Source organism: Sutcliffiella horikoshii, assembly GCF_044809035.1.
Classification (GTDB): Bacteria; Bacillota; Bacilli; order Bacillales; family Bacillaceae_I; genus Sutcliffiella_A; species Sutcliffiella_A horikoshii_G.
On the sequence record NZ_CP085237.1, the window covers coordinates 872,074 to 885,940 of the forward strand.

Annotated in this window: 16 protein-coding genes; 12 read left to right on the top strand and 4 right to left on the bottom strand. The window is 37.8% G+C overall.

Annotation, left to right across the window (positions count from 1 at the left end):
* Positions 1 to 115 precede the first annotated feature (115 nt).
* The 3 genes from LG307_RS04685 to LG307_RS04695 all read right to left on the bottom strand — a co-directional run bounded on the left by LG307_RS04685 (position 116) and on the right by LG307_RS04695 (position 2,100).
* Entirely contained in the window at positions 116 to 472 is a 357-nt protein-coding gene (locus LG307_RS04685) for a DUF4279 domain-containing protein (protein WP_404448584.1), read from the bottom strand.
* 73 nt (positions 473 to 545) lie between these two features.
* The gene (locus tag LG307_RS04690) at positions 546 to 1,250 is read right to left on the bottom strand and encodes a hypothetical protein (RefSeq protein ID WP_404448586.1); all 705 of its coding nucleotides are present in this window, start codon (positions 1,248 to 1,250) and stop codon (positions 546 to 548) included.
* Between the two features lie 13 nt (positions 1,251 to 1,263).
* Complete coding sequence (locus tag LG307_RS04695) at positions 1,264 to 2,100, bottom strand: S8 family peptidase (protein WP_404448587.1); 837 nt, start codon at positions 2,098 to 2,100, stop codon at positions 1,264 to 1,266.
* Positions 2,101 to 2,331: 231 nt separating this feature from the next.
* Between LG307_RS04695 and LG307_RS04700 the strand changes: the two genes are divergently transcribed.
* The 7 genes from LG307_RS04700 (at position 2,332) to LG307_RS04730 (ending at position 7,306) form a co-directional block, all read left to right on the top strand.
* On the top strand, positions 2,332 to 3,030 hold the full coding sequence (locus LG307_RS04700) for a response regulator transcription factor (RefSeq protein WP_404448589.1): 699 nt from the start codon (positions 2,332 to 2,334) through the stop codon (positions 3,028 to 3,030).
* Positions 3,020 to 4,396 carry a sensor histidine kinase gene (locus LG307_RS04705; protein WP_404448591.1) on the top strand — a complete coding sequence of 459 codons (1,377 nt, stop codon included), beginning with the start codon at positions 3,020 to 3,022 and terminating at the stop codon, positions 4,394 to 4,396. The genes LG307_RS04700 and LG307_RS04705 overlap by 11 nt, the downstream gene beginning before the upstream one ends.
* 115 nt (positions 4,397 to 4,511) lie before the next feature.
* The gene (locus LG307_RS04710) at positions 4,512 to 5,135 is read left to right on the top strand and encodes a YdcF family protein (protein WP_404448593.1); all 624 of its coding nucleotides are present in this window, start codon (positions 4,512 to 4,514) and stop codon (positions 5,133 to 5,135) included.
* A gap of 35 nt (positions 5,136 to 5,170) precedes the next feature.
* Complete coding sequence (locus tag LG307_RS04715; RefSeq protein ID WP_404448595.1) at positions 5,171 to 5,752, top strand: hypothetical protein; 582 nt, start codon at positions 5,171 to 5,173, stop codon at positions 5,750 to 5,752.
* A gap of 71 nt (positions 5,753 to 5,823) precedes the next feature.
* Positions 5,824 to 6,261, top strand: coding sequence for a cell wall hydrolase (locus tag LG307_RS04720; RefSeq protein ID WP_404448597.1), 438 nt, complete (start codon positions 5,824 to 5,826; stop codon positions 6,259 to 6,261).
* Between the two features lie 429 nt (positions 6,262 to 6,690).
* On the top strand, positions 6,691 to 6,888 hold the full coding sequence (locus tag LG307_RS04725; RefSeq protein WP_404448598.1) for a hypothetical protein: 198 nt from the start codon (positions 6,691 to 6,693) through the stop codon (positions 6,886 to 6,888).
* A gap of 1 nt (position 6,889) precedes the next feature.
* Positions 6,890 to 7,306: a hypothetical protein gene (locus LG307_RS04730; RefSeq protein WP_404448600.1), complete on the top strand. Its 417-nt coding sequence runs from the start codon at positions 6,890 to 6,892 to the stop codon at positions 7,304 to 7,306.
* Positions 7,307 to 7,366: 60 nt separating this feature from the next.
* Here the strand turns inward: LG307_RS04730 and LG307_RS04735 are convergent, their stop codons facing one another.
* On the bottom strand, positions 7,367 to 8,245 hold the full coding sequence (locus LG307_RS04735; RefSeq protein ID WP_404448601.1) for an EamA family transporter: 879 nt from the start codon (positions 8,243 to 8,245) through the stop codon (positions 7,367 to 7,369).
* 265 nt (positions 8,246 to 8,510) lie between these two features.
* Here LG307_RS04735 and LG307_RS04740 point away from each other — a divergent pair, with 265 nt between their 5' ends.
* The 5 genes from LG307_RS04740 (at position 8,511) to LG307_RS04760 (ending at position 13,848) form a co-directional block, all read left to right on the top strand.
* Complete coding sequence (locus tag LG307_RS04740; protein ID WP_404448602.1) at positions 8,511 to 8,714, top strand: hypothetical protein; 204 nt, start codon at positions 8,511 to 8,513, stop codon at positions 8,712 to 8,714.
* A gap of 78 nt (positions 8,715 to 8,792) precedes the next feature.
* Positions 8,793 to 10,682, top strand: a complete 1,890-nt coding sequence (gene shc / locus LG307_RS04745) for a squalene--hopene cyclase (protein ID WP_404448604.1) — start codon at positions 8,793 to 8,795, stop codon at positions 10,680 to 10,682.
* A 123-nt stretch (positions 10,683 to 10,805) separates the two neighbouring features.
* Positions 10,806 to 11,783, top strand: coding sequence for a YncE family protein (locus LG307_RS04750; RefSeq protein ID WP_404448606.1), 978 nt, complete (start codon positions 10,806 to 10,808; stop codon positions 11,781 to 11,783).
* The gene (locus tag LG307_RS04755) at positions 11,780 to 12,463 is read left to right on the top strand and encodes a response regulator transcription factor (RefSeq protein ID WP_404448607.1); all 684 of its coding nucleotides are present in this window, start codon (positions 11,780 to 11,782) and stop codon (positions 12,461 to 12,463) included. The genes LG307_RS04750 and LG307_RS04755 overlap by 4 nt, the downstream gene beginning before the upstream one ends.
* The gene (locus tag LG307_RS04760; protein WP_404448608.1) at positions 12,460 to 13,848 is read left to right on the top strand and encodes a sensor histidine kinase; all 1,389 of its coding nucleotides are present in this window, start codon (positions 12,460 to 12,462) and stop codon (positions 13,846 to 13,848) included. The genes LG307_RS04755 and LG307_RS04760 overlap by 4 nt, the downstream gene beginning before the upstream one ends.
* The last annotated feature ends 19 nt before the right edge of the window (positions 13,849 to 13,867 follow it).

The window sequence follows — 13,867 nt, forward strand, 5'->3', positions numbered from 1 at the left end:
ACTTACCTAACGGAGCGGATCAAAAACTGGATCACTTTTTTTTGAGAAAAATTTAAAATGTTTGAATGATAGGCAGGATGTTCACTCGATTGTATCTTAATAGTATTTAAAGTTGTTATCTATAATCATATATGGAAACATTCATAGAAGCATCAAACTCACTTAAGAGAGTCAAATGATTAGGATCTAAGAAAATTACAGGTGAATCGCTCGATTCTTGATTAACAATAACATCAAAATAAAGATTGGCCATATATTGACTTTTTAGTTCCAAAATAACTTCTTTTTTGGAATAGAGATAATGAAAGAATGATGAAATTACTTCTTTTCCATCATAGTCTTTTGATGTCTCAGACTTAATGACTGCTGAACTATCAGGGCGAGCTGAATCTTCATAATTCGGGTGTTGAAGATCTCCAATCGACCATGAAGTTTTTCTGTACAGTTGAATTTTGCTTTCGAAATTGCTCAAATCAAATTTTTCTTTAGTACTATGAAAAGTTAGTGTGCAATATAGATTGGTCATTTCCTTATCACTCCTTGGGTTAATTCACTTCATAGGTTGGAATTTTTCGTTTAGCCCCTTGATTTTCAAAAAGCCAAAGTCTCCCTGTATCCTTGTCTTTATATACATTAAAATGTGAAACGGGTGTTCCTTTTGGAACATACTCTGCTTTAAATTCATGAACATCCCCGACTATCTTTTTTAATTCTTTGTCACTCATTTTTACTGTGTTTTTCGGGATTTTCTTTAACGCATCATCTACATTTAGCTTCTTTAACTTTGCAGCGTGTTTCCCAATTTTTGCAACTAAAATTAAAACAGGTATCCACCAGGCAGAAGCACTTATTTCTGTATCACTAATATTGAAAGTTTCGTTTGTAGCTTTATTTGTTAATAACCAATTATCACCTTCCATTTTGATTGTATAACTTTCTTCTTGAATTTGACCATTTTCATCTACCCATACTCCACTTAAAAGACCATGAGCTTGGGAATAATCTAATTCTATCTTCGCTTTTGCACTTGTATCTGTATCAACTTTAATTAATATCTCTTGAAAATTGGTTTCAGTGTCATAGATATTATAAGTTATTTCTGTGTTATCATATTGCTTTTCTAACAGGTCATCACTATTTAAATAGTTGTTTTCTGTTTCATAAGCTTTTACAGTCTTGGATGGAAGTGTGGCAACAATGATTGTGAAAATAATCAGTACAACTAAACTTTTAAAATATTTATTTTTCATGGTTATCAATCCTCTATTCGTTTTTTATTAAACCTACTCCAAACTTGGCATCCTTCCCTTTTTCACCTAAATCGATTGTGAGTCTTTCTAAACTTTCTAATAGATTTTTATTTGAATTTGAGAGAAAATCTGCCTGTATTAGAGCTATTATTTTTTTAGTTACATTAGCAGTAGCAAAGGATGTGCCAGAAAACTTTTCTATTTTTCCAGTACGATTAATTGCTTCAATTTCAAGTCCATAGTCAACAACATCAATTTTACCAACTTCACTATCAAATACTTTTTCATTATTATCTTTAAGTGAAGATACGGAGATTACTCCCTTGTACCTTGCAGGGTAATCAACATAAAGGCCATAATTATTCCCTGATGAAGCGATGATAATAATATCCTCTTGCAATGCTTTCTTAATTACAGTTTCTAAGCGTTTATTATTACTATGTGTACCTAAACTAATATTTATTATGTCTACGGATTGATTCATTGCCCATTCTATACCGTTTATTAACTGTTCAATGTCACCATTTCCCTTTTCGTTTAGGACCTTTACATCATAAATTTCAATACTCTCGTTTCTAAAATTGTTGGTCACGATAGACGCTATGGCAGTTCCATGACCATAATCATCTTCAACCGGCAACTCAGTGTCAAAGGTATTGAATCTTTTCACAACGTTAAAGTCGTTATTGATTCCGCTATCAAGAATAGCTAGTTTAATTGTGGAGTGACTTTTCTTTATATTTGTAGTGTTGTCACTTGGATTAACAAAACTAGTATTTAGATATGCAAATATAAAAGAAATTAGAGATATAAATAATAGAGGAAGTATAAAAGTAAGCCTCTGGTTCATTGTTTTTTCCCTTCTTTAAATTTCATAAAGTTAAATTCATACGTTGTTTCCTTTAAAATTATCCTCCCTTATTTAAAAGTAATTTTTGAACTGTTTACTAGCTTTTAATTTTATTTAATAAAAGTAAACCCAACCTTAACCCAACCTTAAATAAACCTTAAACCTAAATTTTGTTTAGCGTTTTCATGATAAAATATGAAGATAGATTTAGATAGACCAAGGAGTACACATATGCGAAAGAAGATATATATTGCAGAAGACGATAAAGAAATAAACCAGTTGCTTTCCCTCCATTTAAGAAAGCAAGGATATCAAGTAAATCAGTCTTATAGTGGAGAGGAAGTTTTGGAAAAAATGGAGGAAAATCCATCACCTGCACTTCTTATTTTAGATTTAATGATGCCAGGGATGGATGGCTTGCAGGTTATTAAACGGGTGAGGGAACAATCAAAAATCCCTATCATGTTGTTGACAGCAAGAGGAACAGATAACGATAAAGTAATAGGACTCGGTTTAGGGGCGGATGATTATTTGGTAAAACCATTCAGCATGATTGAACTTATTTCAAGGGTCCAAGCATTGATTCGAAGAAGTACGGATTATGGAAAAATAGAGCAGGAAATTATTATTCAAAATGGGGACTTAGAGTTTCATACAATCAACCAAGTCATCACCAAAAACGGATTGGCTCTGGCATTGAAGCCGAAAGAAACTCAGCTACTATCCATTTTAATGAAAAACCCGAACCGTCTGTATACTAAAGCACAATTATATGAGTTAGTTTGGAACATGGACTATTTAGGAGACAGCAATACTATTATGGTTCATATCAGTAGAATAAGGGAACAGATTGAACCAAATCCCAAATCACCGACCTATATTAAGACAATAAAAGGGTTGGGGTACCGGATGGTAAAACATGAAAACTAGAAAACTACTTACCCTCACTAAGAAAAAAGACATCCCTATCAAAAGACAATTTTTAGTGAACTATACACTATTATTTATCATTCTCTTATTAATTGGTGTCGTGACTTTGATTGCCAATACTCTTTATGTTGAGTCAATGTACGAGGATGTAGATCAAGAGTATTTGCTAGAATTATATGAAGATATAGAGTTGGAAGGTCTGGAAGAGGCCTTTTTAAATCATGAGTTTCCTGATCATGCATACCTTGAAACCATTAGTAAGAACTACACTGTAGTTCAACAATATAACAGTCCCAATGAAGCTGGCTATCAATATGAACTTAATGATTTCCTTATTGAAATAGATCATTATGACACAGATCTCTTTATTCCAGATAACGGTGAATACTATCTATTATTGTACTTACCGGTAGAAAGATTTTTTCTCGATGTTTTCTTGTTTACTGTTCTCTTTTTCACGATTTGTTTACTGTTTATTTTACGTTGGTATGTAAAACGGACTTCCACCCAAATTATCGAGCCGGTTGAAAAGCTTCTGAACGGTGTGGATAGTATTACAAAAGGTAACTATGAAACAGAAATTCAATTTCAGGCAAATAGGGAGTTGAATCAACTAAAGGAGAATATTAATAGGATGGCTGCAAAAATAGGAGAGGAAATTAGCTTGAAAGAGCGTTCTGAGTTGCTGAGAAAACAATTGATTCTAGACATTTCTCATGACTTAAAAACGCCACTTATGAATATTCAAGGGTATGCAGAAACTTTATCCCAATTTCCTTCTCTCAGCCACGAAGAGCGACAACAATATTCTTCCATTGTGATAGCTAATAGTACAAAAGCCAATCGTCTCATTCAAGATCTATTTGACCTGTCTCAGCTGGATATGGGAACGAGCAGAATCTCCTTGGAAAATCATAACCTGACAGAAACATTTAGAACGATATTTTCTTCTTTTGTGGACGAGCTTGAGGCAAAAGGCATTCACTACGATGTGGAAATCCCCGATGATTTGATGACAGTGAAACTGGATGTTCATCTTTTCGAAAGGGCACTAACCAATATTCTTCATAATTGCATAGCTTATGGAGGTAAACTCCTTGCTGTTTCGTTAAGGGAAGATGACAAACAGGCTATTCTTACTATAGAAGATAAGGGGATAGGAATTCCTAAAGATTATCATGAGAAAGTGTTTGAGCCTTTTATCCGCGTGGATGAATCCCGCAGTACATACACTGGAGGAACAGGACTTGGGCTGGCCATCGCACAAAAGATTATTGCACAGCATCATGGAATCATTCAAATAGATCCGGACTACACAGAAGGATGCCGCTTTGTGATTATTTTCCCGTTAAGTGCAGAAAGCTGACTTGAAAGCTTTTTCTGAAAAAAATAATTAATAGACCAATTTATAAAGGAATCCAAGGTTCGATGTATAATGTATTAAAGAGAGCGTTTGACATGAGCCATCATGGAGGAGAAGCATGAAGATTCTTATTTCACAATTGGATTCCAGTAAACTGACAGACCAGCAGATGACAGACCTGCTTTTTAGTAATATAAAAGACGACAACAAAAGTGGAGAATGCATTTTTGTGGCAGGCAGCAGCAGGGCGGTGGAGTACCGCTTACCACCAGCGGTTCAGCTTTATAAGGAAGGAAGAGCCGGCAAGATTTTGTTTTCTGGTGGAGTCGTTTGGGATGATACCGGTTTGACAGAGGCCCAGAGGCTTGCCGAAAAAGCCATGGAGCTTGGGGTTTCGGCCAATGATATCCTGATTGAAAACCAGTCTCTCCACACAAAGGAAAACGTACTCGCGTCCCTGTTGGTATTGGACAGAGCTTTTTATCTACATAAAATTAACCGCCTACTTGTAGTGACAAGCCATTACCATATGAGGCGGATAAACCTTACGCTTCAGACCTATATGCCGGATTGGATCGACTATTCCCTATGTCCGATCAACGATAAGTCCACAAGGGAAGAAAATTGGTCCCTCAATCCACATGGCAGGCAAAGGGTGGAAGCGGAGTCGGCCAAGCTGATTAGTTATGTGAAACAGGGAATCATCATAGATCAAGAACTGGAATTTACAAATTACCCATAAGCAAGAACATTTTATTTAGCATCAGGAGGTACACATTGAAAAAGAACGTTTCATTTCAATTTCCAATCGAAAAACAAGATTACACGGAACTCTTCCGATACATGCCGTATTTTAAATCGATTTTCAAAATGGCCACTGTAGGGAACTTGGTTGCACTGGTCCTATTTTGTGGGTACAACATTATTGCCAATCTTCAAATCTCACAAGATGGTACACAATTTCTTATTTTAAATATTGTCACCGTGGTTATTGGATTCGTCATGTACTATGTCATCCTTTTCTTGATCCGTTTATTTTTCAGGAAAATTATTGAGAATAGAAGTAACAAACTCCATACGTTATATTTCGATGCTAATTCTACTCATCAAGTTGGCTTTGACTCTCGTTTTGATGCCTTTGTAATCGGAAAAGAAAAAGTGAAGATTCCAGCAGATCCGTCATTAACAGTTATTGAAACAGAACGGAATTATCTCTTCTATGTAGGAAAGGGAAGAGGAAAAGAGGAGAAGTTCCTCCTTGCAAAAAGTGGATCACCTGATCATGCGTTAAAACTGGAACGCGTACTACATATGTTATCAGAAAAAGGAATTACCGTTCAAACAGCAAAACCAATCTAATACTACCGGTTTTAAAAAATAGCAGAAACCAATCTAGGCGTTTTTTCATACTATGTTGTTGAGGTGAAATTATGGCTAGAGTAAAGTTTACGGAATCAGATGTAGCGTTAGTGGCAAGGATGATGAGAGCGGAAGCAGAAGGTGAAGGCAAGCAGGGTATGCTCTATGTAGGAAATGTTATAACCAATCGTGCTGTAGCCGATTGTTTGGACTTCAAAGAAGTAAGAACCATTCCTCAAGTCATCTATCAAGTGCAGGGAGGAAATTATTCCTTTGAAGCGGTCCAAAAGGGTAATTTATTTTATAACAGGGCAAGATCGGTTGAAAAAAACTTAGCTAGAAAGACGTTGACTTCTTGGCGAGAGCATCCAGCAAAATACGCTTTATGGTATTTCAATCCTTATGCACCATGTCCTCCAACTTGGTATAATCAACCTTTTGCCGGCCAATTCAAGCAGCATTGTTATTACGAACCAATTGCTGGTACTTGTGCAAGTGTTTATAGTTGACAAAATATTATTACTTATTAGGGAACTCATTGGCAACTTTGGTGAGTTCTTTTTTTATTGATTTGGCAGCATGCATCATTAAAACTGGTTAAACTGTCTAATAGAAGGCGTCTAATCGCCCGAAGTCCCATCCAAACTGGCTGAACTGTCTAATAGAAAGCGTCTAATCGCCCGAAGTCCCATCTAAATTAGTTGAACTGTCTAATAGAAGGCGTCTAATCGCCCGAAGTCCCATCTAAACTGGTTGAACTGTCTAATAGAAGGCGTCTAATCACCCGAAGTCCCATCTAAACTGGTTAAACTGTCTAATAGAGACGGCAGCTTAGGTTAGTACGCTCTAATAATACAGAATATTATAATAAATGAAACTTTTATAGATGTAAAATCGTATCTATATATAACTCGAACGAGAAGAAAGGGGCACCTCACATGATCTGGTTATTCATCATCGTACCAATAGTGTTACTTATCACAATCACCATCTTCATGGATAAAAAGAATAAAGGAATGAACCATCCGCCAGATGTGAACAGCGGCAATCAAAATATTGAATCGGAAACAACCAGATATCAATTCAATCAATATAACAATCATGGTGGAGGAAGCGATGGCGGGGGTTCGAACTAATATGGATAATGCTAACCAGGAAAAACATGAAAACCTGAAAATCTTGAAGGCTTCCAAAGACCGTTTTGGAAGCCATCTTAAGCTTGAAGCAAAGGTTGCTGATGGGACTGTTGTAATCAGGTGGGGTCTTGATGACGTTGATTATTTAAAAATTAGAGATGTCGTTAAAAATAATTATTTTGATACCTTAGAATCCGGGTATCATTATGAGTTACTCCCCTATATTGGAGTTAGCCTCGATAAACCAAATGGTAAACCAACATTCCTTGCAAACCTCCGTTGTGTACAGGGCCAAAAGGCGGCAAGAATTGAATTGGAATGCTCAGAGAAGTTTGCCGGGAATATAGAGTGGTTTAAAAAGGATGTTAGGTGTATAAAAGATTTGGAGCATCTGGAATGGGAGAAGTTTGAAGAATGAACGCTTGTTTTACAATTAAATTATCAATAATTAGAGGGGAGTTCTGTAAGCTTCCTTACACTAATCAATGATTTTCATTTGTTTCAAATTCCCAAACACAATCCCACCTAAAATAAGTGCAACCCCAGTCCATTGGTACATACTGATTTGTTCTGATAATACAAAAGCCGACATGATTACTGCGACAGGGAGCTCGGAGGCTGTTAGGATCGTTCCGAAGCTTGGTCCCACATGCGGCATACCAATGGAAAAGAGTAGAGGGGGCAGCACTACTCCAAATATACCTAGAACTAACCCATAAGGAGCTATTCCTATTACGGTTGGAAAATCGACTAAAAATAGTGGGGGAAACAAGATAAAATTAATAAGCAAGCAACCGGTGGAAAGAAGGGCACTTTTTTGAATCGCAGGGATTTCTTTGCCAATGATTCCACTCAAAAAAATAAAAATAGAAAAAGTAAAAGCAGAAAGTATTCCCCAAATCGCACCTTGCCATGAAATGGACTCTATACTTTCTCCCAAAAATCCGGCTGCCAAAATGGATCCAGAAAGTAAGACCACAATCGATAGAATCTTACCTGTTGAGGGACGCTTCTTATAAAACATCCATTCAATCAATGTGCCTATCCAGATAAATTGAAACAGACAAATGATAGCCAGGGAAGCTTCAAGCGTTTGCAAGGATTGGTAGTAAAGCAATCCTGTTAACCCCATTGGTATCCCTGCTAACACAAGCTTCAATGTTTGAATGACATGTAATTTTTTCTTTTGGATAAATAAATAAACAATCCAAATAATGAAAGTACCAACTAGCACCTGGCTACCTGTTACCTCACTCATGGAATAACCGGCAGCATAAGCAAGCTTCACGAATGTAGATAAGATCCCAAGGCAGCAACCTCCTAAAAATACAATCAACGCATAATGCCAAGTCTTCATATAATTTACCTTCTTTCCATGATTTGTTTGAAGAAAAATACAAAAAAGCCACACAACTGTCCGAAGACAATCGTGTGGCGAAAATAGAGTTATCTCTAGAAAAATCCACATAAAACAATTTTATTATTAGATTTACAAACCAAATTATACTGGAATGATTGCTCCGTTGCAATGGAACATTTTTTGTTTTCAGAACAACACATTAAAAGTTGTATTTCCATCAAATTAGGAGCAGAGTTGGAAGTAACAGGAGGGGACGGAAAAGATGAACTTTAAAAATTCAATATCAGATACAAAGTTGAAAATGGTCCAATTAGAAAGAGAACTGACGAGGCTGGAAAGTTTAAAAAGAGGGGAAGATGTCGATAGGTTACATGACAGATTATTAAGAATAAATAAGGATATAGATGGGTTGATTCTTGAAGCAAATAAGAAAACAGGCAGAGTAAAAGATGGAATGGTGGTTTGAAGTAGGTTTTAGGATGACCTTCTAAATTGTGTAAACGTACATAAGTTTTACTATTACGTAAACATAGTGGAGGGACATATGAATACGGTAAATCAAATCAACGAGAAACTAAAGGATATGATAAGTAATCTACTCAGCGTACAATCGGACAATGGTGCCTGGAACTTTTGCTTTGAAGGAAGCATCATGACAGATGCGTATATGATTATCTTAATAAGAACTCTTAAAATTACAGATGAGGAAATATTGGTAAAAGATTTGGTAGAGCGGATAAAGTCTAGGCAATCGCCGAATGGAGCCTGGAAAGTGTACCCTGATGAGGATGGAGGAAACCTGAGTGCCACAATAGAGGGGTACTTTTCTTTGTTGTTTTCAGGATACGTTTCAAAAGAAGCTATCCATATGAAAAAAGCGGAGAGCTTCATAAGAGAAAATGGAGGTCTTACAAAAAGCGATTGGTTGACGAAAATGATGCTTGCTTTAACAGGTCAGATCAAATGGCCAAGTATCATAAAAATAATCCCCATTGAAATCATGTTACTTCCAAAGTGGTCCCCCTTTTCCATCTATCAGCTTGTCGGGTATGCAAGAGCACACTGGATTCCAATTCTTATTTGCAGTAACATGAACAAATCGTTTGTTACACCTCAAACCCCAAACATATCGCAACTTCAAGAACGACTAAGTGATTCTGAAAATGAACGGATATTAGAAGAAATGAAGAATCTACAGCTTTATCTTAAAAAAGCCTTAAAAAAACTTTCAGCATCGCCTATCGTCCTCAAGGAAAAAGCTTTTACGAAAGCGGAAGACTATATTATCAAGAGAATCGAAGAAAATGGGACCATGTATAGTTATTTCAGTGCGAGTTTCTTTATGGTATTCGCCCTTCTTACACTAGGTTTCAATAAAAAGCATTCTCTCATCAGCAACGCCTTTCAGGGGATGAAATCCTATCTCTGCAGAAATGCTGACCAAGTATTTATTCAAAATTCCCCCTCCACCGTATGGGACACGGCCCTGCTAACAGCAGCTTTACAACAGGCTGGAGTCCCTCATCATCATGCTTCCATCATGAAAGCAAACAATTATCTTTTATCTAGGCAACATCAGAAATACGGGGATTGGTCCATCAAAAATCCAAACGTCCCTCCAGGCGGATGGGGTTTCTCGGATATAAATACCTTTGTTCCTGACAATGATGACACGACTGCTGCTTTAAGGGCTATTACCCCATTAGCAAGAACTGAAAATCATGTCAAAGAAGCATGGAACAAGGGAGTCGAATGGGTCCTGACTATGCAAAATGATGACGGTGGCTGGTCGGCCTTTGAAAAGAATACGGATAACTATCTTGTGTCTTTCATTCCTTTTAAATATGAAGAAAGGGTGCTTTTTGATCCTTCGACAGCTGATTTAACAGGAAGGACCTTATATTTTTTAGGGGAGTATACGACCATTCCTCAGGAGTCTGAAATTTTTCACAAAGCAAAAGAGTGGTTCCACAACAATCAAGAGGCGAACGGGTCGTGGTATGGAAGATGGGGGAATTGTTTTATTTATGGGACTTGGGCTGCCATTACAGGCTTGAGGGCTATCGGCGTATCGAGTGATGATCCGATAATAAGCCGTGCTGTAAAATGGCTACTTTCCATTCAAAATGAGGATGGCGGCTGGGGTGAATCGTGTGCAAGTGATATTAGAAAACGCTATATTCCTTTACACGAAAGCACTCCTTCTCAAACTGCCTGGGCATTAGATGCACTAATCACTGCATCAGACACTCCTATTCCCAACATAGAATTAGGAATGCAAGCACTATTAAGCTTACTAGAATCGGATGATTGGAGAAGCACGTATCCTACAGGTGCAGGAATCCCCGGTGGGTACTATATTCACTATCACAGCTATAAGTATATCTGGCCATTGCAAACGCTTAGCCATTATAAGAATAAATATGACTTGTAAACAGCATGATGTAAGTATGTAAGGTGATTCTAATAAACGGAATCATCTTTTTTCTTTGCTCACACTTTATTCACATTTTTGGAGTAAAATAAGGGTTAGTATTTCTAATTAGGAGTGTTACGGATGAAGAATCCTTTTATTATAATCGCGGCATTACTTGCAGTGGTCTTAACGGCATGTACAAGTTCTGAAATTGCATTGCCGAAAACGGAGAACGCAGAGTCGGTTATCTATGTGAGTCATCTGAAAGAGAATGCGTTAACGGCATTGAATCTTTCTACAGGGAGTCAAGAGAAAGTGAGTCTCCCTTTTACATTTTCGTCGATTGTGGAGATGGAACCAGGGATAATCATGGCTTCTGTCAAGGAAGAAGAAAGCCTTTATGAGATTAATACAATGGAGAATACAATTACCGAATTTATGGATATAGAGGAGGGAGTTCTTGAACTACTCTATGACAAAGATAATAAATTGCTTTATACCCTCTATGGAAAGAGCAGTAAATTACAAGTGATTGATCTAGAAAAAAAAGAGGTTGTTCAAGTGGCGAATGTGGGGGAGTACCCGTCTAAGATGATTAAGGATGGGGAGAGGATTTTTGTACTTGCGGCCGGAAGTGGTGAAGTATATATCATGGATACACATAAATATGAGATAAGCCATTCATTTTCGGTAAATGAAAGGCCAGAAGGATTGCATTTTGACGGGAAATATATTTGGATAGGTGGCCATGGTGCGACTGGTGAAATCAATGAGAAGGTATTCGCTTATGACCCGCAAACTGGTGAAGAAATTCTTGCAAAGGAAACGGGGCTTATGCCAATCCAGATTTCTCAGATTGCTGATACTTCATCCATTTACGTCCTTAGCCACGGAGATCACAGTTTGACGAAATTAAACAAGGACACCTATGAGGTGGAAAAGAAAATTAATGTTGCTGATAATCCTAGCTACATGATTGCCAATGGATCAAACTTGTATGTCTCAAGCCTTGATGGCGATGAGGTGACGGTCCTTGATCAGGATAGTTTGGATATTATAGAGGAGTATGAAGTATCGAATGGTCCCTTTTTACTATTTAAAGGAGGCGATGGAGAGTGAAGAACGCCTTTCAAGTACTAGTGGTGGATGATGAAGCAGATATGAGGGAAATGCTTCATATCTACTTGAATAAAGAAAGCTATCGAGTTCTACATGCTGAGAACGGTGAAGAGGCACTAGACCTACTTTATGATCATGAGGTGGATTTGATCATTCTGGATGTAATGATGCCGGTCATGGATGGTTTTACTGCCTGTAAAAAAATCCGTGAAAAGTACATGATGCCGATCCTGATGCTGACGGCTAAAAGTGATGAATGGGACAGGGTCAGAGGGCTAAAGCTTGGTGCGGATGATTATGTGATGAAGCCATTTAGTCCAAAGGAGCTTCTAGCTAGAGTAGAAGCACTGCTCCGCCGTTCCAATCAGTCCTTTTTTGATGTGGTTTCCAATTCTGAGATTACCGTTCAAAAGAGTGCTAGGCAAGTGCTTGTTGGGGGAGAAAGGATCAACCTTGCAAGAAGGGAATATGACTTATTACTTTTTTTGATGGAACATGAAGGCAAAGTGTACACAAGAGAACAACTTCATGATGTTATTTGGGGATTGGATACGGAGAAAGGTTCGTATCGCACCGTTGATACTCATGTGAAGACATTAAGGTTCAAGCTAAAAGATGCAGGAGCCAAAATAAAAACGGTCTGGGGAATTGGGTATAAATTTGACGGTGAAGAGGCATGAAGCCTTTATCCATCCGGAATAAAATTTGGCTTACCATCATCTCTGTATCCGTACTGACCATCCTCTTGATGGGTGGCGTTTCTTATTATCTATATCAAACATTGTACATTGAAAAACAGACAGAGATGTTATTGAAGCAAGGGCGAGCGTTGGAAGGTGTTTTTTTCGAAGAAAGCAGGGAGACATTTTCAGACCGGATATACTGGTTAGAGGTTAGCTCGGAAACTTCTATCATTTACACTGATGATCCAATGCAACTTGCAAGTGGAGCACCATTTGATTCTTTTGCAGAGGAGAATCTCATCACCTTTAGTGAGAGGCAGGAATTGCTGAAGGGGGAGACATTGACCTTTACGAAATTCCATACCGGACTGAATCAGGAAATTCGTGCGGTTGTCATCCCTCTGATTGTGGATAATAGACTGGAAGCTGTCATTTTCCTTTATATGCCATTAACGGCCATTGTTGAAGCCTTTCAGCCAATAAGAAATTTACTTTTAGTGGGGATGTTTCTTTTGATTGTCCTCCTTACCTTTGTCGGAACGAAAATGACGAATCGAATTGTACAACCAATAAAGCAAATGGAAAAAGTGGCAAAAGATATTGCGAAAGGGGATTTTTCTAAAACGCTTTCTATAAAAGGCGAGGATGAAATCGCGAGTCTTGGCAGGTCCATCAATACAATGTCAGCCAATCTTGATGAGGTGGACAGGAGCAGGCGTGAATTTTTGGGCAATGTATCCCACGAATTAAGGACGCCAATTAGCTATTTAAAAGGATATAGTGAAGCATTGGATGAAGGGATTATAACCACTGAGAAATACGCAGAGACTGTTCGGAAAGAAACCGACAGGATGAATCATCTTGTACACGATCTTTTGGATCTTGCCCAGTTGGAGGGAGACTCTTATCCGATTAATAAGGAACCAGTCATATTGGCGGAACTCGTAAAAGAGGTGCTCGATCGCTTCCAATTAAAGCTGAAACATAAGAATTTACTAACCGAAGTCCAGCTTAATGAAGAAGTAGTTGTGATTGGTGATTACGAGAGACTTGATCAGGTCATCGATAATCTTTTGAGCAATGCTATCAAATATACCCTTGAAAATAGGACGATTCGAATTTCTGTCGTAGAGGCGAGAGGTAAGGGAGTCATTAAAATCGAGGATGAAGGTATAGGAATCCCAGAAGAGGATGTTCCGTACGTTTTCGAAAGGTTTTACCGGGTAGAAAAAGCCCGGACAAGAAAAAGCGGTGGCACCGGTCTTGGGCTATCCATCGTGCAACAGATTATAAACAAACATGATGGTAACATCGTGGTTGATTCTAAGCTTGGTTTAGGCACCGCAGTAACGGTCGAAATACCGTTGTTTATTTTTCACTAATCCTTCATTCTTTTTTCAC

Bases quoted from the DNA above. Each gene is read 5' to 3' on its own strand.
- LG307_RS04690 (WP_404448586.1), bottom strand. From the start codon at position 1,250: ATGAAAAATAAATATTTTAAAAGTTTAGTTGTACTGATTATTTTCACA.
- LG307_RS04705 (WP_404448591.1), top strand. From the start codon at position 3,020: ATGAAAACTAGAAAACTACTTACCCTCACTAAGAAAAAAGACATCCCT.
- LG307_RS04750 (WP_404448606.1), top strand. From the start codon at position 10,806: ATGAAGAATCCTTTTATTATAATCGCGGCATTACTTGCAGTGGTCTTA.
- shc (WP_404448604.1), top strand. From the start codon at position 8,793: ATGAATACGGTAAATCAAATCAACGAGAAACTAAAGGATATGATAAGT.
- LG307_RS04710 (WP_404448593.1), top strand. From the start codon at position 4,512: ATGAAGATTCTTATTTCACAATTGGATTCCAGTAAACTGACAGACCAG.
- LG307_RS04730 (WP_404448600.1), top strand. From the start codon at position 6,890: ATGGATAATGCTAACCAGGAAAAACATGAAAACCTGAAAATCTTGAAG.
- LG307_RS04695 (WP_404448587.1), bottom strand. From the start codon at position 2,100: ATGAACCAGAGGCTTACTTTTATACTTCCTCTATTATTTATATCTCTA.
- LG307_RS04725 (WP_404448598.1), top strand. From the start codon at position 6,691: ATGATCTGGTTATTCATCATCGTACCAATAGTGTTACTTATCACAATC.
- LG307_RS04740 (WP_404448602.1), top strand. From the start codon at position 8,511: ATGAACTTTAAAAATTCAATATCAGATACAAAGTTGAAAATGGTCCAA.
- LG307_RS04700 (WP_404448589.1), top strand. From the start codon at position 2,332: ATGCGAAAGAAGATATATATTGCAGAAGACGATAAAGAAATAAACCAG.
- LG307_RS04720 (WP_404448597.1), top strand. From the start codon at position 5,824: ATGGCTAGAGTAAAGTTTACGGAATCAGATGTAGCGTTAGTGGCAAGG.
- LG307_RS04760 (WP_404448608.1), top strand. From the start codon at position 12,460: ATGAAGCCTTTATCCATCCGGAATAAAATTTGGCTTACCATCATCTCT.
- LG307_RS04735 (WP_404448601.1), bottom strand. From the start codon at position 8,245: ATGAAGACTTGGCATTATGCGTTGATTGTATTTTTAGGAGGTTGCTGC.